Source organism: Neobittarella massiliensis (ex Bilen et al. 2018) (genome assembly GCF_014269355.1).
GTDB classification, from domain to species: Bacteria; Bacillota; Clostridia; order Oscillospirales; family Ruminococcaceae; genus Neobittarella; species Neobittarella massiliensis.
Map to the genome: position 1 here is coordinate 1,759,358 of NZ_JACOGI010000001.1, position 18,291 is coordinate 1,777,648.

Annotated in this window: 18 protein-coding genes; 12 read left to right on the forward strand and 6 right to left on the reverse strand. The window is 61.6% G+C overall.

Annotated elements, in window-relative coordinates; all coding sequences use genetic code 11:
• The first annotated feature begins 70 nt into the window (after window positions 1-70).
• Window positions 71-967, forward strand: a complete 897-nt coding sequence (locus tag H8K20_RS07970) for a DUF1963 domain-containing protein (protein ID WP_186488019.1) — start codon at window positions 71-73, stop codon at window positions 965-967.
• 214 nt (window positions 968-1,181) lie between these two features.
• Here the strand turns inward: H8K20_RS07970 and H8K20_RS07975 are convergent, their stop codons facing one another.
• Window positions 1,182-2,138 carry a PfkB family carbohydrate kinase gene (locus tag H8K20_RS07975; protein ID WP_154867426.1) on the reverse strand — a complete coding sequence of 319 codons (957 nt, stop codon included), beginning with the start codon at window positions 2,136-2,138 and terminating at the stop codon, window positions 1,182-1,184.
• Window positions 2,139-2,151: 13 nt separating this feature from the next.
• The gene (locus tag H8K20_RS07980; protein ID WP_186488020.1) at window positions 2,152-3,120 is read right to left on the reverse strand and encodes a LacI family DNA-binding transcriptional regulator; all 969 of its coding nucleotides are present in this window, start codon (window positions 3,118-3,120) and stop codon (window positions 2,152-2,154) included.
• A 259-nt stretch (window positions 3,121-3,379) separates the two neighbouring features.
• On the opposite strand from H8K20_RS07980, the gene H8K20_RS07985 reads away from it, so the two are divergent.
• The 3 genes from H8K20_RS07985 to H8K20_RS07995 all read left to right on the forward strand — a co-directional run bounded on the left by H8K20_RS07985 (window position 3,380) and on the right by H8K20_RS07995 (window position 7,790).
• Window positions 3,380-4,573, forward strand: a complete 1,194-nt coding sequence (locus H8K20_RS07985) for an MFS transporter (protein ID WP_154867430.1) — start codon at window positions 3,380-3,382, stop codon at window positions 4,571-4,573.
• A gap of 1,522 nt (window positions 4,574-6,095) precedes the next feature.
• Window positions 6,096-7,289 (forward strand): MFS transporter, encoded by a 1,194-nt coding sequence (locus H8K20_RS07990; RefSeq protein ID WP_105204800.1) that lies wholly within the window; start codon window positions 6,096-6,098, stop codon window positions 7,287-7,289.
• A 138-nt stretch (window positions 7,290-7,427) separates the two neighbouring features.
• Window positions 7,428-7,790, forward strand: coding sequence for a DUF2500 domain-containing protein (locus H8K20_RS07995; protein ID WP_186488021.1), 363 nt, complete (start codon window positions 7,428-7,430; stop codon window positions 7,788-7,790).
• A 510-nt stretch (window positions 7,791-8,300) separates the two neighbouring features.
• Here H8K20_RS07995 and H8K20_RS08000 read toward each other — a convergent pair.
• Window positions 8,301-8,453, reverse strand: coding sequence for a hypothetical protein (locus H8K20_RS08000; RefSeq protein ID WP_186488022.1), 153 nt, complete (start codon window positions 8,451-8,453; stop codon window positions 8,301-8,303).
• 404 nt (window positions 8,454-8,857) lie between these two features.
• Here H8K20_RS08000 and H8K20_RS08005 point away from each other — a divergent pair, with 404 nt between their 5' ends.
• Together H8K20_RS08005 and H8K20_RS08010 are read left to right on the forward strand one after the other, a co-directional pair.
• Window positions 8,858-9,466, forward strand: a complete 609-nt coding sequence (locus H8K20_RS08005; RefSeq protein WP_105204803.1) for a hypothetical protein — start codon at window positions 8,858-8,860, stop codon at window positions 9,464-9,466.
• A 24-nt stretch (window positions 9,467-9,490) separates the two neighbouring features.
• Entirely contained in the window at window positions 9,491-10,255 is a 765-nt protein-coding gene (locus H8K20_RS08010) for a class I SAM-dependent methyltransferase (protein ID WP_279287437.1), read from the forward strand.
• A 444-nt stretch (window positions 10,256-10,699) separates the two neighbouring features.
• Here the strand turns inward: H8K20_RS08010 and H8K20_RS08015 are convergent, their stop codons facing one another.
• Both H8K20_RS08015 and H8K20_RS08020 read right to left on the reverse strand, forming a co-directional pair.
• On the reverse strand, window positions 10,700-11,206 hold the full coding sequence (locus tag H8K20_RS08015) for a hypothetical protein (protein WP_105204806.1): 507 nt from the start codon (window positions 11,204-11,206) through the stop codon (window positions 10,700-10,702).
• 98 nt (window positions 11,207-11,304) lie between these two features.
• On the reverse strand, window positions 11,305-13,221 hold the full coding sequence (locus H8K20_RS08020) for an ABC-F family ATP-binding cassette domain-containing protein (protein WP_186488024.1): 1,917 nt from the start codon (window positions 13,219-13,221) through the stop codon (window positions 11,305-11,307).
• A gap of 210 nt (window positions 13,222-13,431) precedes the next feature.
• Here H8K20_RS08020 and H8K20_RS08025 point away from each other — a divergent pair, with 210 nt between their 5' ends.
• Window positions 13,432-14,058: a lactate utilization protein gene (locus tag H8K20_RS08025; RefSeq protein WP_105204808.1), complete on the forward strand. Its 627-nt coding sequence runs from the start codon at window positions 13,432-13,434 to the stop codon at window positions 14,056-14,058.
• A 208-nt stretch (window positions 14,059-14,266) separates the two neighbouring features.
• Window positions 14,267-14,836 carry an HDIG domain-containing metalloprotein gene (locus tag H8K20_RS08030; RefSeq protein ID WP_186488025.1) on the forward strand — a complete coding sequence of 190 codons (570 nt, stop codon included), beginning with the start codon at window positions 14,267-14,269 and terminating at the stop codon, window positions 14,834-14,836.
• Between the two features lie 198 nt (window positions 14,837-15,034).
• Here the strand turns inward: H8K20_RS08030 and trxA are convergent, their stop codons facing one another.
• A complete protein-coding gene (trxA, locus tag H8K20_RS08035; protein ID WP_105204810.1) occupies window positions 15,035-15,355 on the reverse strand; it encodes a thioredoxin in 321 nt (106 codons plus the stop codon).
• A 188-nt stretch (window positions 15,356-15,543) separates the two neighbouring features.
• On the opposite strand from trxA, the gene H8K20_RS08040 reads away from it, so the two are divergent.
• From H8K20_RS08040 to H8K20_RS08055, 4 genes are all read left to right on the forward strand, one after another.
• Window positions 15,544-16,038, forward strand: a complete 495-nt coding sequence (locus H8K20_RS08040) for a YaiI/YqxD family protein (RefSeq protein ID WP_154867459.1) — start codon at window positions 15,544-15,546, stop codon at window positions 16,036-16,038.
• A 13-nt stretch (window positions 16,039-16,051) separates the two neighbouring features.
• Window positions 16,052-16,594 carry a flavodoxin family protein gene (locus H8K20_RS08045; RefSeq protein WP_186488026.1) on the forward strand — a complete coding sequence of 181 codons (543 nt, stop codon included), beginning with the start codon at window positions 16,052-16,054 and terminating at the stop codon, window positions 16,592-16,594.
• 86 nt (window positions 16,595-16,680) lie between these two features.
• Window positions 16,681-17,376 carry a YczE/YyaS/YitT family protein gene (locus H8K20_RS08050; protein WP_105204813.1) on the forward strand — a complete coding sequence of 232 codons (696 nt, stop codon included), beginning with the start codon at window positions 16,681-16,683 and terminating at the stop codon, window positions 17,374-17,376.
• A gap of 165 nt (window positions 17,377-17,541) precedes the next feature.
• Window positions 17,542-18,276, forward strand: a complete 735-nt coding sequence (locus H8K20_RS08055; RefSeq protein WP_186488027.1) for a YczE/YyaS/YitT family protein — start codon at window positions 17,542-17,544, stop codon at window positions 18,274-18,276.
• Window positions 18,277-18,291 lie beyond the last annotated feature (15 nt).

Genomic DNA, 18,291 nt, shown 5'->3' on the forward strand with positions numbered 1-18,291 from the left:
TGGGCAGGTCGGCGCCGGTCTGCTATACTGGTATCGGCAAACACCCATCTGTTGTAAGGAGGTGCCCCCCGTGGGACTACTCGATCTCTTTAAAAAGAAGACCGGCCCAACTTCAGCGCCACTCTCCCGGCCGGCCGCCGCTCCCTACACCGCCGACATGGTCCAGGCGGTGCTCAAAGAGCTGTATCTGCGCACCCGGCAGCCGGTCATACGCCTGGCGCTCACCGGCGATACTCCCGCTCTGGCCGCCAGCAAGCTGGGCGGTCTGCCCTACCTGCCGCCCGGCGCCGCCGTGCCCACCACCGCCGCCGGTCAGCAGCTCACTCTGCTGGCCCAGATCCGCTGTGAGGAGCTCCCTGCCAACAGTCTCTACCCGCCGGCAGGTCTGGTCCAGTTCTACATTTTAAACGACGATCTGCTGGGCCTGCAAAACTTCGACGCGCTGGACGACCAGTCCGCCAGCCGGGTGCTCTTCTGGCCCCGTGTCGATCTCGCCGTCACCGCCGAGCAGGTGCGCCCCCGCTACCGCCCCTATGGGGAAGAAGATGATTACTTCCCCTTTACCGGCTGTTTTGGCCTGCGATTCTCGCTGGAAGAAGAAGGGATGAGCAGCTGCGATCACCGCTTTGACGCCGTCTTTTGCGCCCTGTGGGCCAGTTTTTACCCCCAGGTGCCGCTGGCCCACTGGTACGACCTGCCCGACGCGCTGACCGAAGACCCCTTTAACGACCTGTCCGGTTTCGGCCACAAGCTCGGCGGCTACCCCGCCTTCACCCAGGAGGACCCGCGCGACTGTCACGGCCGCTACGCCCCCTACAGCCAGCTGCTGCTGCAGATAGACAGCGCCGGCCTGGGCAGCCGCGAGATCATGTGGGGCGACAGCGGCGTAGCCGGCTTTTTTGCCCCTGCCGGAGCGCTGGCCGCCGGCGACACCAGCTGCATCCTCTATAACTGGGACTGCTTTTAGTCCCCCTGCCCGCAAGTACTGCCCCCGCCCAAACAGGCTCAAACAGGCTCAAACAAGCCCAAATCAGCCCCCATCAGCCCCAGCTCCGGCGGGCGATCCGCCCCCTGCTCCGCCCGGTATATGCGCCCCACAAAAAAAGAGGAGCGCGAGGACCTTTTCTGGTCCCCGCGCTCCTCTTTTCGCGCGCCGCCGCGCTGCCGCACCGCCGGTGCAGTCAGCCGCGGCTCTTAAAGAGCGGGTTTTTCTTCAGGTAGTTCTGCAGCTGCCGCTGGGTGGGCAGCCGGGCCGATATCCCCCGCGCCGCGCGGGAGAACATGGCTGCCGCCCGGGCGTACACCACCGCCGGGTACAGCGCCTGTCTCTGCGAGAGCGCCATGCACAGCGCGGCGATAAAAATGTCCTTATCGCCGTTTTTGTCCACCGCCTCGCTGATGTCACACTCACCCAGGGTGATGAACTCGTTGGCGGTGGCGATGAGCGCGCCCCCCTCACACTTGAGCACCACTGCCCGGGCCCCCTGCTCCAGCAGCCGCGACAGCGCCAGCCGGGCATGTCCCATGGTGGGGGTGCCGCACCCGGTCAGGTGGGCGATGTCCCACTCGTCCGGTAGCACCACATCCACCTGGGCCAGCAGCTCGGCCGGCAGGCTCTCAATGGGGGATGGGTCCAGTATCACCGTGCCGCCGGGGGCCTGCCGCCGGGCGGTCTGCACCGCTGCCAGCACCGTCTCGGGCGGCATCTGGTTCACCACCACCGTCATGGCCCGGCCGGCAAACAGGCCGCTGTTTTGCCGCACATAGTCGGGGCCAAACTGGGCGTTGGCGCCGGGGGAGCTGATGATGTGGGGGGCGGCGTCGCCGGGGGTGCGGCACAACAGCACCAGCCCGGTGGGGCTGCCCGGCACCGGGCTCAGTCCGGCGGTGTCCACCCCCCGCGCAGTCAGGTCAGACAGAATACGGCGTCCAAAGTCGTCGTCCCCCACCCGGCCCAAAATGGCCGCCCGGCCGCCCAGGCCAATAGCCGCGACCGCCTGGCGGCTGGCGCGGCCGTCGGTGGTGTAAACGGCCTCGGTGGCCCGCTGCGCCTCCCAGCGGCCGGGTATCTTCTCGATCTCCAGCGATATGCCCATATCGATGTTGCCCACAAACAGTATCTGGTCGTTTTCCGCCATGGCTCTCTCCCCTCTAGCGCAGGCTGGTGCTCTGGCGCACGGTCAGCTGGTGGTGCACCACCTGGCTCGCCGCCGTTTTGCCGTCGAGCATGTCCAGCAGCATATCCGCCGCCCGCGCGCCGATGCGGTACAGCGGTTTCGACACCGCCGTCAGCTGCGGCCAGGTGGCCACCGCCAGCATGCTGTCCTCCAGGCTGATGACCGAGCAGTCCTGCGGCACCTGTACGCCGTTTTGCAAAAAGGCGTGTTGCAGGCCCAGCGCCTGCTCGTCGCACACCGTCACCAGCCCCTGCGGCAGCGGCCCGTCCGCCGCCAGCGCCAGCCCCAGCTGGTAACCGGCCTGGTAGGTGGGCTCGCCACTGTACACCCGGTGGGGCACCTCACCGCCGGCTGCCCGGTCGCAGCCCTCTATATAGCTGTGGTCAAACCACGGGGCCGTCACCAGCGCGATATCGCGGCAGCCCACATCGATCAGGTGGCGGCAGGCGCGGTAACTGGCCTCCTCTCGGTCGGCGTATACCGAGGGGATGCCCGCCCGTGGCCGGCACTCGGCCAGCACCGCTTTTATACCGGTCTCTTCGGTCAGCTGCTGCAGCTGCTGGTCCAAAAACAACAGCGCCAGCACCGCCCCGTCCGCCCCGCAGGAGCGCAGCGCCGGCAGCACCCGCTCGCGGTAGTCGCTCTCGTTTTGGGCGGTGAACAGCATCACCGTGCCGCCGCGGGCGGCCACCGTGTCACACACGCCGCCGCAGAGCAGCGCCCACACCGGCGACATGATGTCCTGTACCGCCAGCGCCACCACCCCGGTGCGCTTGCCCGACAGCGCCCGGGCGCTCAGGTTGGGGTGGTAGCCCAGCTGATCGGCCGCCGCCCGCACCCGCTGCGCCGTGGCCGCCGATATGCTGGGCGACCCCGCCAGCGCCCGCGACACGGTAGAGATGTTCACCCCCGCCAGCCGGGCCACATCCTTGAGTGTTGCCATAACGATCCCTCCCTGCACCGCATCAGGCGGCGCTCCACACAAATTGTTTGTGCAAGCCTTTGCACTCCTGCTCTTATCATACCTGCTCCCCGCTCGCCTGTCAAGCTGTCTCCGCCAAGCAGCACCATATACAGGGATATTTTCCTGCATATCAGCAATATTTGCATTGACAAAATGCCGTGTATTCGTGTATCATCAGTTTGTTTACAGTCAAAAAAACTATTGCAATCGTTTGCATTTCTGAAAGGCGGTCATTTTTTTGCAACAGCGTAAAAAGCGCAGTGCCGTATGCATCTACCTCATGGTGTTCATGATGGGGTACGCGCTGTCCACCAACCTCTTCGGCACTGCTCAGCCCAAGATCATCCAGAGCTATCACCTCACACTGGAGCAGGCCTCCTACTTCTCGGTGCTGCAGAGCATCGGCATGCTGGTCTCCAGTGCCATCGTGGGCCTGGTGGTAGACCGGCTCGACAAGAGCCGGGTAGTGGGCTTCATGTGTCTCATTATGGGCCTCACCCTGCTGGCCATCGGTCTCATGCCGCCGTTTTTGGTGCTGCTGGCGCTGTTTTTGCTGTTGGGGGTCACCTCCAGCGTGCTCGACAGCTCCTGCGCCTCCTACATGTCCGATCTGTACGGCGACGACCGCAGCAAATACATCAGCATCCTGCACGCCTTTTTCGGGGTGGGGGCCATGCTGGGCCCGCTGTACGTGGGCTTTTTAAACGACCGCGGCCTGGGCTGGAACTGGTCTTACAGTCTGCTCTCGCTGGTGATCATGGCGGCGGCCATCGCCTACCTGTTCACCTTAAAGGTAGTGGGCCGCCCGCAGCCGGCCGTGCAGAACACCGCCGCCGACGGCACCCGCCAAAAGGCGCCGGTCGGCGAGATGCTGCGCTCTTTCGACCTGCGCATCCTCTGTGCAGTCAACTTCCTGCTGGCCGGGTTCCAGATGTACACCATCTGGCTGCCCACCTATCTCAATCAGGCCAACAGCCAAAAGTATCCCCTGAGCTTTTGCGCCCTGCTTTTAAGTCTGTACTCCGGCGGCATGATCGTCAGCCGGCTGGCCAACAGCTACATCTCCAAATACGTCCACGCCCGCGACTACATCACCTTCGTCAGCGTGGCGGCAGGGCTGGTGCTCATCGCCGGGCTCACGCTGCACAACAAGCTGCTGTGGATGGCGGTCTCGCTACTGCTGGGCCTGCTCACCGGCGCCACCCACACCGCCATGTTCGTGCTGGCCTGCAGCTACTTCCCCCAGTTCCCCGCCACCGCCACCGCCTTTACCGGTCTGTGCTCGGCAGTGGGCAGTATCTGCTTTCACGCGCTCACCGGGGCGGTGGCCCAGCGCTTCAGCTTTACCGGGGCCATGTTCATCCCCGTCTGCGCCCTGCTGGGCACTTTTCTGCTGCTGGCCATCACCCATCACCGCCGGCCCAACCGCTAGGCGTCTCCCACTTTTTACCACTCGTCCCATCCGCCCCGGCCACCTGTGCGCCGGGGTCTTTTTATGCCCTGCGGTCCCCCAAATCCTTTTAAACAGGCGCTCACTCACTGCCCGGCCATCACCAAAAGCCCCTTCACCTTCACCATCTCACCGCACCTATAGCGGCCCGCCCCTGCTCGCCGCGCCCAAATTCGCGATCCGGCGCTATATAGAACACAGCCCGCCGCCGCGATACACCGCTCCCCCCCACCGGCTCTCTGTCTGCCCTCCGTCCACCTCTCTTCCGCATACCCCCACCTCCCGCCACCGATCCATCTACCCAAAATACCCGCTGCCAAAGCACAGCACCCTGCTGCCCCCGTAAAAGCAGACCAAGGTCCCCCCGCACAAGCCACATGCTCCGGCGGGGCACGCCCCTTTCTCTCCCCGCCGCATTCGCGCTTTGCGTCCAAGCCACCGCGCCCCTGTCCCCGCCGACCCCAACAAGCACCGATCTCCCCCAGCCAGTACCAGCCAGTACCGGCCAACATGAGCCAACATCCGTCGGCACGTGTCAGCGCCGTCGGTCTTTTCGCCCGGTCCCGACCGCTTCCCTCCCGGCCCGCCCTATTTGTACGCAGAGCAGCAGCGGTCTTTCCGGCTTTGCCCCTCATATATGTCGCTGCTACATGCCGCTGTACCCCGCTGCACACTGCCGTGCACTACTGCACACCGCCACACGCGGCCCGCTGCTCCCAGCGCCCCGTCAAGCCATCCCCGGCCCCCGCCAACTCTCGGGGCCCCGCCTTCTCTGGCGTCCCTCTGTGTCCCCACCCGGCGCAGAGGTAAAACCACCGCTTTTCCCCTATAAGCCGGTCTCGCACCCCGTGCCGCCGGTCTCCGCCAGTCTCCGCACCGAAATCCACCGCTGCCATCCGCTCGCTCCCGGGCAGCCGCTCAGCGCCCCGCTGCTCTCCCACCCGCTCTATCTTGATCGATCCGCCGCAACAGCCACAACAGCCGCAGCAGCCATAACAGCAGCCGTCCCAGCGCCGCCCGCCATCCAACGCCCGCCACCTACCAGGTCGGCCCTTCTATCCCCGTATCGGCCGTCTCCCCCGCCGCCTCCCGGCTGTTACCCCCCCCCCCAAAGTCGCCCAAAGCCACCCAAATCCGCCCAAAAGTCGCCCAAAAACCTCCCCAAAACCGCCCCGGCCCGAGAGATACCCCCACCCACCAGGGCCCGCTCCGTCTCTCAAGCCAAAATCCCCCCGTTGACGCCGCCCACCTCAGCGCCGTCTCCCTGCGTCGGCACGCCCAACCGGCTATGCAAACTTTTGCACAGTCCCGTTTACCCCTCGGACCCCTCTTTTTCCCGCCCGGGCGCCCTATTTCTGTGCAGATCGCTGCAATATCGGCGCGAGATAGCGCAAAACACACCATTGACAGCGGTCATAGCGCGGGTGTATCATATTTTCAATTGAGGAAAATTTGAGGAAAAAAAGATAATGCAAACGTTTGCAATCGAAAGGTGGAACTGTTTTTGAAGAATACCAAAAAGCGCAGTGTAGTGTGCATCTACCTCATGGTGTTCATGATGGCTTTCGCGCTCTCTATCAACCTGTTCGGCACCGCCCAGCCCCGGATCATCCAGGGCTACCGCCTGTCGCTGGAACAGGCGTCCATGTTCTCGGTGCTGCAGTCTATCGGCATGCTGGTCTCCAACGCCATTATCGGCCTGGTGGTCGACCGCCTCGACAAGAGCCGGGTGGCCGGTATCATGTGCCTGGTGATGGGGCTCATCCTGCTGGCCATCGGCTCCATGCCCCCATTTTGGGTGCTGCTGGCCCTGTTTGCGCTGCTGGGCATCGTCTCCAACATCGTCGACAACGCCTGCGCCTCCTACATGTCCGACCTGTACGGCGACCAGCGCAGCAAATACATCAGCATCCTGCACGCCTTTTACGGGGTGGGGGCCATGCTGGGCCCCCTGTACGTGGGCTTTCTCACCGACCACGGCCACCAGTGGAGCCTGGCGTACACGCTGCTGTCGCTGCTGGTGATGGGCGGGGCTATCGCCTATCTGTGCACGCTCAAGATCATGGGCAAGCCGGTGGCGCTGGTGCAGAACACCGCCGCCGACGGCACCCGCCAAAAAGCGCCGCTCAAGGCCATGCTGGCCTCGGCCGATCTGCGCATCCTGTGCATCGTCAGCTTTCTGTACGCCGGCTTTCAAATGTACACCGTGTGGCTGCCCACCTATCTAAATCAGCTCGATGGGCAAAAGTACCCCCTGAGCTTTTGCGCGGTGCTATTGAGCCTGTTCTCGGGCGGCGTGATCGTCAGCCGGCTCATCAACGGCATCATCTCCAAATTCATCTCCTCCCGCGACTATATCACGCTGGTGAGCATCCTGAGCGGGGCGGCGCTGATCATCGGCCTGCTGGGCCAGCACAAGATCCTGTGGATGGCGGTCTCGTTCTCTCTGGGCCTGCTCACCGGCGCCATCTACACCGCCAAATTCGTCCTGGCCTGCGAGTATTTTCCCCAGTTTCCCGCCACCGCCACCGCCTTCACCGGCCTGTGCACGGCGGTGGGCAGCATCTGCTTTCACGCGCTCACCGGGGCGGTGGCCCAGCGCTTCAGCTTTACCGGGGCCATGTTCATCCCCGTCTGCTCGCTGCTGGCCACCTTCCTGCTGCTCATCCTCACCCGCAAAAAAGGCAAAAATACCTAAAACTGCTTGCCGCCATGGGCCGGGCCGCCTCATACTGTCCGGTATGGGTCCCAGCGCCTTTTCTGCGCAGGTCCGGTGCCGCCGGGCCTGCGCTTTTTTGCCGGCGGTCAGCTGCTCACGGCCAAGGAGGAGATCGTTTTGCCGTATGCGCAATTTGCACTCTATTCGTTTATCGCCATGTTTCTATTGGTGCTTGCTGTCATACTGATAGTGATTATCGGCCAGCGGTACAAAAACAGCCGCGCCCCCAGGCTCTCCGTCCGGGCCGAGGTGATAAAAAAGCGCGCCCAGGTCACGCGGCACCTGCACTGGGCCCCCTCTCTGCCCCACTCTCAAAAGCGCGTCACCTACTATGTCACCTTTGCCATCGACGGCGGCCAGCAGCTCGAGCTCTGGGTGCGCCGACAGGTGTACCAACAGCTAAAACAAAATTGTCGCGGTACGCTCACCTTTCAGGGCACGCAATATCTGGATTTTCAAAAGGCCCCCAGGTCCAGGTAGTCCCGCCGACACGACCTCCCCGCCGAAACCAGACCAGCCCAGACCAGCCCAAACCAGCCCCAACTAGCGCAAACCAGTTCAAAATGCCCTCAAAATGCCCCACCGCCATACGCGGCCCGTCCCTCTGCTCTGCCCCATCCTCCCTCTTTTACAATCCCGCAGCTTCCATCGCCGCAGAGCGTCTCCTCCGCACAGATATCAGATATCCGTTTGCGTCTGTGTCACCGCCGTGTCAGCTGCTGTGTCACCCATTACCGCCGCCCAAAAGCAGCTGCTATACGAACCAGATGGAGCAAGCAGACCGCTGGTAGCTGGTGACCAATGGCAATTGGCCGGCGGCATTTTGGCGGCGCCAAAGCGGCCCAGACCCACGGTGCGGCCCGCCTCCACCAAACGCCGGTCTCCGGCTGCCGTCACCGCAAAGAGCTGCCGCTAAAAAAGGATCACCCATGGGCAGGTATACCACCGCGCTCCTATTGGCTCCCCGCCTGCTGCTGTCCTGTTGCCGACCTACTGCTGGCCGGCTGTGACCGCCAGCAGCAGGCAGCACCGGCATCGCCCAGCAGCACAGCAGCACAGCAGAACAGCGCCGTCACCGGTCTGGTCCGGCAACAGCTCACCGCCCTGCTGGCCGACCGACCCGATCACCCATCGCCCCATCATCGAGACCGCCACCGCCCCACGGGTGGGGCGCCCCCAAACGGCGGCGGTCGCCGTTCCCTGTACCAGCAGCGGCTGCCAGACGCAGTACGGCTTTCTGTACCGGTAAAACGGCAGCAGCTACCGCACGATCTGTCAGGGCCCCGGCATCGGCGCCACCTCCCCACCCGCCGCCGGTAAGCACCCCACACAATAAGGCGCAAAAAAGCCGTGTCCCCCTACCCGTCTGCGGTCCACAACCCGCTCAAGTCCGGGCGCCATCTTAAAGGAGGATTTTTCATGTCGAGCAATGAAAAAGCAGTCACCGCACACGACAGAGATACCGGTGAAGAACATCGGGCCACCGAGTCCAGATACGCAGAGCTCGAATTTTATTATATTAGAATTTAAACACTATGGGGGTAATTATGGAGTACATAAAAGATTTAATAATCGCAATAGGTGGTGGAACTACCGCTCTAATAGCTTTGCTTACAATATTTAAGGCACTATTTATGAAATTTTTTGAAAGAGTTATAGATACTGCTTTTGAAAAAAATATTGAAAAGTACAAAAATGTGCTTACACGCTCTACGACTGCTTTTGAAATTCTATTGGATAAAGAACTTGACTTTTACACTAACAGTGACCCATTATTTGCAGAAGTAATCGTTTTAGTACAAGATTTGGTTTACTATTCAAGTTCTGATGATAAGATGGACTATGAATTTCAGCGTAAAAATTATAAACAATGCTTCTTGAGGTATTGTGAATTAATCAAAGAAATAAAAGAAAAAACGCTGGTACACCAAGTTTACCTACCTAGAACGATATTTATGGAGTGTTCAAATATCGTATCACAAATGCAAGAAGGGCTGCAACATTGGAAGTTGGTTGCTGATGTAGTTTTTAACCTATCTACTGAAAAAATAGATACTATAAAATCAAATGAATTAAGTGATAATATTTTACGACAAATTGCATTAGCAGAAACTCTGATTAAAGCTAGGCTAACTACCTTATCAAATATCAACTGATTTAAAACAATAAAGAATACATCATTGCTTAGAAAAGCAGTAAATCATATACGATTTACTGCTTTTTTCAGGTATAAAAAACATATCTCTCACTATATCGGTCCCCTCTCCTCCGTGATCGAGCTGGGGTGTGGCACCGGTTATTATGCCATGTACTTTTCTGCGCAGTGCAAAACCTACGTCGGCGTGGACCTGACGCCAGAAAACATCGAGCTCCTCAATCAAAAGGCGGCAGCCCGAGGGCTTAATAATGTGACTGGCGTCGTCGGAGACGCCACAAAACTAAACGGTATCCCCAGCGCTTCATTTGATGTCGTCTTGTGTCTCGGGCCCCTCTATCACTTGCCGCCAAACGAGAGAGAGCTGGTCTTTGCCGAATGTCACCGCATCTGTAAAAGCAGTGGGATCGCAGTATTTGCCTACATCAGCAAAGTCGGGGCATATGCCGGGGCCTGTATACACGATGATCTGCGGGCGAACTACCCCAACGCCGACGCCAACCGACAGGTGCTGCAGAAAGGCACCGACGATCTGCAGCCGGGTCTGTTTTTCTACACCATGCCAGAAGAAATAGAGCTTGTCGCCGCCGCACACGGCTTTGCCAAGATCAAAAATCTGGGAACGGACTTTTTTATCACCAAAAGCGTCGTGGATGCCATGAGCGACGAGAAGTTTGCGCTGCTAAGACCGCTGCTGGACCAAATGGCTTTCCACGAGTCCTGTACCGGTATGAGCAATCACGCGGTACTGGTATGCCAAAAGTCACCGCCGTCCCAGCAGCAGGTATAGTGCCTCTCGGCGCATATTCCGGCCGGTCTCACACCGCCCAGTCGGCCCTGCTCTCCCCCGCCCCCAAACACCGGCGGAGCTATCTGCATGTCGCCGATAGCCCCGCCGGTGTTTTCCGTCATCTCCCTGGCGGCGGTGCCGCCCGGGCACCGCATCTTTTTACAGTGTTCCGCTGCAGGCAGGATAGTGCCTACCCAACGGGGCCCGGCACGCCCGGTCGGCCGGCCCATCGCGGTCTGTCTCCGCGCGCCCCCATCCCTTTTTGGCGCCAAAAGCGCCGTGTCGCCGGGCAGCTCCTTTTTATTGCGGCAATCTCTATCTCCCCCGCCTACCGTTTTTCACCCGGCTCCCAGGCGCCGCGCCGTCTCTCTAATAGCAAAAAAGGGCCGCCCTCTGTGGGCGGCCCTCTCTTATAAGATCATCGTCAAATACCCCCACCCGGCCTCAGCTCTCCAGCACGCAGCTCATCCAGCAGCCGGTCTGATCGGGGGTAAACAGCACCTTCGAAAAGGCGCGGCTCTTCACCAGCTCATCGGCGATGGCCCGCCCCTGTACCACGTCTGCACCGGGCAAAAAAAAGCGCAGCGCCCCATCTTTGCACTGGATATCGCGGATGTCGCAGTCGGGCGGCACCGCCTTGAGGATATCCAAAAAGCCGATGGTCAGGTACTGGGGCGAGGCCCGCACCTGCAGCGTGGCCTCACCCACGGCGTCGGTGTAGTCAAAAAACAGGCCCACGATATCTTTGCGGTCCGACAGGATCTTCAGGTAGGGCCGCGGGTCCACCTCGCTCTCTAAAAACACCCGCACCGTCTTTACAGTATTGCCCAGGGTAGAGCGCTCGATGGCGGTGGCCACCGAGCGGGTGGAGCAGAGCACGCACACCAGCGACAGCGCGCAAAAGCACAGTCCCACCAGGTAGAGGCCCACGCCCCGCTGCCAGTTTTTCAACGCCCACCACCTCCCCTATGTCTCTGTGGCCCCGGCACCGCCGGTGTTACCAGTATACCCCGCGCCGCACCTGATTATGGGCGTTTTTTGCGATAGAACTACTCGGCCAGCTCGGCCCACTGCTCCATGTGCTGTTCCAGCAGCTGTTTTTGCTGTTCCAGCTGGGTGGTCAGCTCGGCCAGCTGCTGGTAGTCTGTCTGCACCTCGGGCTGCTGCAGCTGCTCTTCCAGCGCGGCGATTTGCCGCTCGCACGCCTCGATATCCCGCTCGGCCGCCGCCAGCTTGGCGCGGCGCTGGGCGGCGTCGCGGCGGGCCTGCTTCGAGGAGCGGTAGCTGGCCGCACCCCGGCCCTCGTCGGCGCCGCCGTCCTCTTTGGGGCGCGCCTTTTGCAGCGTCTGAGCGCCGCCGGCCAGCATCTTGTCGCGGTAGGCGGCAAATCCGCCCTGGGTGACCTGGGCGCCGTCGGCGCGCGACAGCTCCACGATATAGTCGGCGATATCGCCCAGCAGGTAGCGGTCGTGGCTGACCATCAAAATGGTCCCCTCATACTCTTTTAATGCCTGCTGCAGCGCCTCTTTGGTGTACACATCCAGGTGGTTGGTGGGCTCGTCCAGCACCAAAAAATTGGGGCGCTGAAAGCTGAGGTTGGCAAATTTCAGCTTGGCCAGCTCGCCGCCCGACAGCTCCGACACCTGCTTGTAGATCTCCTCCCCCACAAAGCCGTAGCGGGCCAGGTGCGAGCGCAGCGCCAATTCGGTCATCTGGGGATACTTGTTGTGCAGCGCCGCCAGCACCGTCTCCTGGGGGTAAAAAGGGTTCTGCTCCTGCTCAAAATACCCCAGCTTCACAAAGCCCCCCAGCGCGATCTTGCCGCGCTTACAGGGCAGCAGGCCCAGCACCTCTTTTAAAAAGGTGGATTTGCCGGCCCCGTTCTCCCCCACGATGCACACCTTTTCGCCCCGTTTTACTGTCAGGTCCACCCCGGTGATGAGCACCTTGCCCTCCACCTCTACGTCTACACCGGTGGCGGTGAGCACCTTCTCGTACGGGGGGCGGTCAAACGGGAACGAAAAGTGTATCTCCTGCCGCTCCTCCACCGGCCGCTCCACCCGCTCGATCTTATCCAGCGCCTTGCGCCGCGACTTGGCCATCTTCGAGGTGGAGGCCCGCACCAGATTGCGGTCGATATAGTCCTGGTACTTCTCGATGACCTTTTGCTGCTTTTCATAGGCCCGCTGCTGGGTCAGGGTCTCGGCCTCTTTTTGCTGCTTGTACTGGGTGTAGTTGCCCCGGTAGTGGCGCACCCGGTGGCGGCTCACCTCCAGCATCTCGGTGACCACCGCGTCTAAAAAATAGCGGTCGTGGCTCACCACCACGATGCAGCCGCGGTAGCTCTGCAGGTAGTTTTCCAGCCAAAAAAGCGTCTTTAAGTCCAGGTGGTTGGTCGGCTCGTCGAGCAGCAGCACGTCGGGGGCGCCCAACAGCAGCTTGGCCAGCGCCAGCCGGGTCTTCTCCCCGCCCGAGAGCTTGGCGATCTCCTTGTCAAAATCCGCCTCAAAAAAGCCCATGCCAAAAAGCACCGTGCGGATGCGGTAGTCGATATCGTAGCCGCCGCCGGCCTCAAAGGCGGCGGTGCGCTGGGCGTACCGGGCGGCCAGTTCTGCGTACTGGGCGCCGTCGGGGTCGGTATCGGCCATCTGCCGCTCCAGCTGCTCCAGCTCCCGCCCGGTCTGCAGCAGCTCCGCAAACACCGTCTGCATCTCGGCGTAAACGGTGTTTGCGGCCTGCAGGCCGCTATTTTGCTTTAAAAAGCCCAGGGAGGCCCCCCGGGTGATAAAAATGTCGCCGCTGTCGGGCACCAGCTCGCCGGTGAGCAGCTTCAAAAGGGTCGATTTGCCCGCTCCGTTTTGGCCCACGATGCCCACGCGGGAGGTCTCAGACAGGGTAAAATCCACCTCTTGCAGCACCGGGAACTGGCCAAAAGAGAGGCTGACCCCATTACACTTTATTTCCATCTTTCCATGCTCCGTGATCTGGTAGTGGTGCCGCCGGGCGGCACACCGCTATTATACACTACAACCACCCGCCTTTCAAATAGGCCTTTGCAAGCGGCGGCCGGCGGCGTATAATAGTCTCTATAGGGGGCGGTGCCGCGGCGCCGCCCAAGGCGCGGCCGGTCGGCGGTACCCACGCCGGCTGCCGACGGCGTGAAAAGGAGAGAGAACATGGCTGACTATGCAGTACAGCGCTGTATCGAGGCACTCAGGCAGCACAATATGGATGCGCGGCTGCTCCCCGACCGGCAGGCACTTTTTAGCCTGCTGCAAGATGAGCTGCTGAAGCCCGGCATGACCGTGAGCATGGGCGGCACCCAGACCGCCCGCGAGCTGGGGGTCGACGACCTGCTGCGCAGAGGCCCCTACACCTTTTTAGACAGAGAGGCCCCCGGCACCACCCCCGAGCAGGTACAGCGCATCTACCGCGATGTCTTTAGCTGCGACTGCTTCATCACCGGCACCAACGCCATCACCGTCGACGGCGAGCTCTACAATATCGACGGTAACGGCAACCGGGTGGCGGCCATGATCTTTGGCCCCCGGCAGGTGGTGGTGATCGCCGGCACCAACAAGATCGTGGACGACATGGCCGCCGCCGAGCGGCGCCTGCGCACCGTAGCGGCGCCCAAAAACGCCCAGCGGTTGGGGCTGCACACCCCCTGCGCCGTCACCGGGCACTGCGTGGGCGGCTGCCACAACGCCCAGCGCATCTGCTCGAGCTACGTAAAGCTGGCCTGGCAAAAAGCGCCCGGCCGCATCAAGGTACTGCTGCTGCCCGAGGAGCTGGGCTTTTAAAAGTCCGCCCAAGCCCCACATCCCCCGGCCGGCTTCATCCGCCCCCGCACAGCCGCCACCTCGCCGGGCATTCCCAGCTGCGCGTGCAGCCGGTGCCGCCCGGCATACCGCATACCATATTTTATATACGGTTACAAAAAAGCACGCGCCCCCGCCGCAGTGCAGTGGGATGCGCGCCGCCCAAAAATAAAAGGAGTGAACTGCCCAGATGATACCCAACCGAGAAGAGGCTCTGGCCCTGCTCAAGACCTACACCCACACCGAGGAGCTCATAAACCACGCCCTGAGCGTCGAGGGCGTCATGCGCCACTTTGCCCGGCTGTACGGCCAAGACGAGGAGCTGTGGGGCGCCGTGGGTCTGCTGCACGACCTGGACTACGAGCAGTGGCCCGACGAGCACTGCCAAAAATGTGTGGAGCTGATGCACGGCGCCGGCATCGACGAGTCGTTTATCCGCGCGGTGGTGTCGCACGGGTACGGGCTGGTCAGCGACACCGCGCCCGAGAGCGATCTCGAAAAGGTGCTCTACACCATCGACGAGCTGACCGGCCTCATCACCGCCTGCGCGCTGGTGCGGCCCAGCCACAGCGTGATGGACCTGGAACTCAAGAGCCTGAAGAAAAAATTCAAGTCCAAGGCCTTTGCCGCCGGCTGCGACCGGAAGGTGATCCTGCGCGGCTGCGAGATGCTGGGCAAAGAGCCCGACTGGGTGATGGCCGAGGCCATCGCCGGCATGCGCGAGATCGCCGATACCATCGGGTTGGGGATGGCGCAGTAGCGGCTACCGCGCCGCACTGTCTGCCTTTTGCGCCTAAAACAGGGCTCAAAACAGCTGTTTTTACAGTTTGTTCACATTTAAACACACCCCTGCCGGCCCAGTAGAGCCCGGCAGTACCCCGCTGTCTCCCGGCCGCGGGCGCAAAAAAAGCGACAGCGGGCCCGGTGGCCCATACTGCCGCTTTGATCGGGGGCTATTTTAGCTGTTCTGGATGAGGGCCAGCACCCGCTCTTTGGGCATAAAGCCCAGCGACTGGTTGACCGGCTTGCCGTTTTTGAACACGATCAGGGTGGGCACGCTCATCACACCGTACTGGGCGGCGAGATCGCTCTCCTGGTCGATGTCGACCTGGTACACCTCGGCGCTGCCGGCCGTCTCGGCCTCCACCTGTTCAATGACCGGGTGCAGCATCTTGCAGGGGCCGCACCAGGTGGCGAAAAAGTCGACCAGTACCGGCTTGTCACCGCCGGCCAACACCTTCTGTTCAAATGCCGCTCTATCTAATACTTGTACGCTCATAACAGATACCTCCTTGGGGTTCTTCCTTTTCACACCATTTTAGTATAGTTTTCCTGGGTTGTCAAGGTTATTTTGGGAGCATTTGGGACATTATATGCAGCGGGGCACCCGCAACATGTGTTTTGCCGCCCCACCGGGTCGGCGGTACGCCCATGAGACCCTGCCCGTTTTAGAGAGGAGCGCGCCACATGCAGGTACATATAGACGCCGACGCCTGTCCAGTGTGGCGGCTGGCGGTGGATATCTGCCGCCAAAAACAGGTGGCGGCCACCCTGTACTGCGACACCGCCCACCAGCTGCACAGCAGCTGGGCGCAGGTGCTTACCGCCGAGCGGGGCGCCGACGCAGTCGACTTTTTGCTGGTGGGCAAAATGCGGCCCGGCGACGTGGTGGTCACCCAGGATTACGGCCTGGCCGCTATGGTCCTGGGCGGCGGTGGACTGGTGCTCGATCAAAACGGCCGGCGCTTTACCGGCCAAAATATCGACGGTCTGCTGCAGGGGCGGCACCTGGGGCGGGTGGCCCGGCGCCACGGCAAGTATCCCAAGGGGCAAAAAAAGCGCACCGCTCAGCAAGACCGTGCCTTTGCCGATGCCTTTTGCCAGCTGCTGGATGAACAGCTGGCCGCCGCCGGCGAGGATCAAAGTGGCTACATGCGCGGCAGCGGCCGCGCACATTTATAAGGAGGACACAACCATGCATATACTCATGATCACCGGCAGCCCACACCGCAACGGGACCTCGGCCCTGCTGGCCGACCGCTTTATGGTGGGCGCCACCGACGCCGGTCACAAGATCGCCCGCTTCGACGTCGCCTTTCAAAAGGTGCGCCCCTGCACGGCCTGCGACGCCTGCAAGCAAAACGGCGGGCACTGTGTGCTGCACGACGATATGGAGGTCTTGGCCCCCATGCTCAAAGAGGCCGACGTGGTGGTGCTCGTCACCCCCCTGTACTACTACGGCATGTCGGCCCAGCTCAAGGCGGTGATAGACCGCTTTTACGCGCTGGGCGACCAGCTGCGGACAGGCGGTAAAAAGGCGGCTCTCATGGCCACCTGCGGCGACGGGGAAGAGAGCGCCTTCGATGCGCTGGTAGCCCACTACCGGGCAATGTGCAGCTACCTCAAGTGGCGCGACTGCGGCATCGTGCTGGCGCCGGGCTGCTATCTGCGCGCCGACATCGAAAACAGCGACTACCCCCAGCTGGCCTACGAGCTGGGGCTGGGCATGGATCGGTAACTGTCTGCCGCCCCAGCTAAGCCCCGGCAGCGGGGTATATCGCGCTGGCAAGCGCAGCAAAACAAAAGGAGTAAAGTTTCGTTTCTATGTGGTTAAAACGCGTGTATCAGGCCAAAATGGGCGATATGAGCGGCCGTCAGGTGCTCACCAAGACCGCACTGGTTTTTTTGTCCAGTGCCATCACCGCTTTTGGGGTGGGGCTCTTTATCTGCAGCGGTCTGGGCAGCGACTCGATCTCGGTCTGGCTCGATGGGCTCGACCACACCTTTCACATCGGTATCGGCACCGCCTCGCTGCTCACCAACACGGTCACGCTGTCGACGGCGCTCTTGTTCTGCCGCCGCTTCGTCAACGTGGGCACGGCGGTGATGGCCCTGTTTTTTGCCTGGGTGCTGGGGCTGTGCGAGCCCTGGATGCGGGCCATGGCCGCCGCCCACGCCGGGCTTTCTTTCCACGCGGTAATGGTGGTGGCCGGGCTGGCGATCATGATCTTCGGCTGGTCGTTTACCGTGTCGCTGCGCTTTGGCTTTGACAGCACCGACGCCATCCTCTTCGAGATCCTGCTGCACCGCCCCCGGTGGCAGTACCGCTTTTTAAAGATCGCCCTGGACGGCACCTTCATCACCGCCGGCTTTTTGCTGGGCGGAGTGGTGGGCATCGGCACGGTGATGAGCTTTTTGCTGACCGGGCCGGGGGTGGGGCTGCTGGTGCCCCACATAGACCGCCTGATCCTGCGGCCGCTGGGGGTGAGCGACCCGCAAAACCAGCAGATGGACCGATAGCGCACCCCTATCCGTATCCGCCCCCGCTGTACGGCGGGGGCGCTGGGGCGGCTCAAAACAGCCGCCCTTTTTTTGCCGGCAGAGCGCCCCGGCATATTCTATCGACACCGGCCACCTGATATGATAGACTGAGAGATACCTGTACGAAATACGGAGGTCTATTTTATGTGGCTAAAAAGACTGTACGACGATAAGCTGGGCGGGTTGACCGGCCGCCAGCTTCTTTTAAAGGTGCTGGTGGGCTTTTTTGGCAGTGCGGTAACGGCGCTGGGGGTGGGGCTGTTCATCGCCAGCAGTCTGGGCTCCGACCCGGTGTCGGTTTGGCTGGACGGCCTCGACCACACCTTTCATTTCGGTATCGGCACCGCCTCGATGATCAACAACTGCACCACGCTGTGCATCGCGCTGCTGTTTTGTTTCAAGTACATAAACATCGGCACCGTCATCAGCTCGGTGTTCTTTTCGCAGGCGCTGGGGTGGTTCCACCCGCTGCTGCAAGACTTTTTGGCCGCCCACCCCGGCCTTGTCACCCAGGCGGGGATGATTGCGGTGGGGATGGTGCTGATGGCGGCCGGCTGCGCCTTTACCGTGTCGCTGCGGTTTGGCTTTTCCAGCACCGATTCCATCCTCTTTCGCATCCTCGATTTTCACCCCCGCTGGCAGTACCGCTACATCAAGATCTGCAGCGACGGCGTCTTTATCACCGCCGGCTTTTTGCTGGGCGGGGTCATTGGCGTGGGCACGGTCGTCGGCTTTGTTTTGACCGGGCCGGCCATCAGCTTTTTCGTGCCCATCATCGACCGGTGGCTGCTGCGGCCGCTGGGCATCGACGACCCGCACAACCAGCAGATGCAAAAGAAAGCCGCCCAAGAAGAGACAGACAAGGTCGCCGCCCCGTGAGGAGCGGCGGCTTTT

Bases quoted from the DNA above. Each gene is read 5' to 3' on its own strand.
- H8K20_RS08055 (WP_186488027.1), top strand. From the start codon at position 17,542: ATGTGGCTAAAAAGACTGTACGACGATAAGCTGGGCGGGTTGACCGGC.
- trxA (WP_105204810.1), bottom strand. From the start codon at position 15,355: ATGAGCGTACAAGTATTAGATAGAGCGGCATTTGAACAGAAGGTGTTG.
- H8K20_RS08045 (WP_186488026.1), top strand. From the start codon at position 16,052: ATGCATATACTCATGATCACCGGCAGCCCACACCGCAACGGGACCTCG.
- H8K20_RS08005 (WP_105204803.1), top strand. From the start codon at position 8,858: ATGGAGTACATAAAAGATTTAATAATCGCAATAGGTGGTGGAACTACC.
- H8K20_RS07975 (WP_154867426.1), bottom strand. From the start codon at position 2,138: ATGGCGGAAAACGACCAGATACTGTTTGTGGGCAACATCGATATGGGC.
- H8K20_RS08050 (WP_105204813.1), top strand. From the start codon at position 16,681: ATGTGGTTAAAACGCGTGTATCAGGCCAAAATGGGCGATATGAGCGGC.
- H8K20_RS08020 (WP_186488024.1), bottom strand. From the start codon at position 13,221: ATGGAAATAAAGTGTAATGGGGTCAGCCTCTCTTTTGGCCAGTTCCCG.
- H8K20_RS08000 (WP_186488022.1), bottom strand. From the start codon at position 8,453: ATGATGGGGCGATGGGTGATCGGGTCGGTCGGCCAGCAGGGCGGTGAG.
- H8K20_RS08030 (WP_186488025.1), top strand. From the start codon at position 14,267: ATGATACCCAACCGAGAAGAGGCTCTGGCCCTGCTCAAGACCTACACC.
- H8K20_RS07980 (WP_186488020.1), bottom strand. From the start codon at position 3,120: ATGGCAACACTCAAGGATGTGGCCCGGCTGGCGGGGGTGAACATCTCT.
- H8K20_RS08025 (WP_105204808.1), top strand. From the start codon at position 13,432: ATGGCTGACTATGCAGTACAGCGCTGTATCGAGGCACTCAGGCAGCAC.
- H8K20_RS08040 (WP_154867459.1), top strand. From the start codon at position 15,544: ATGCAGGTACATATAGACGCCGACGCCTGTCCAGTGTGGCGGCTGGCG.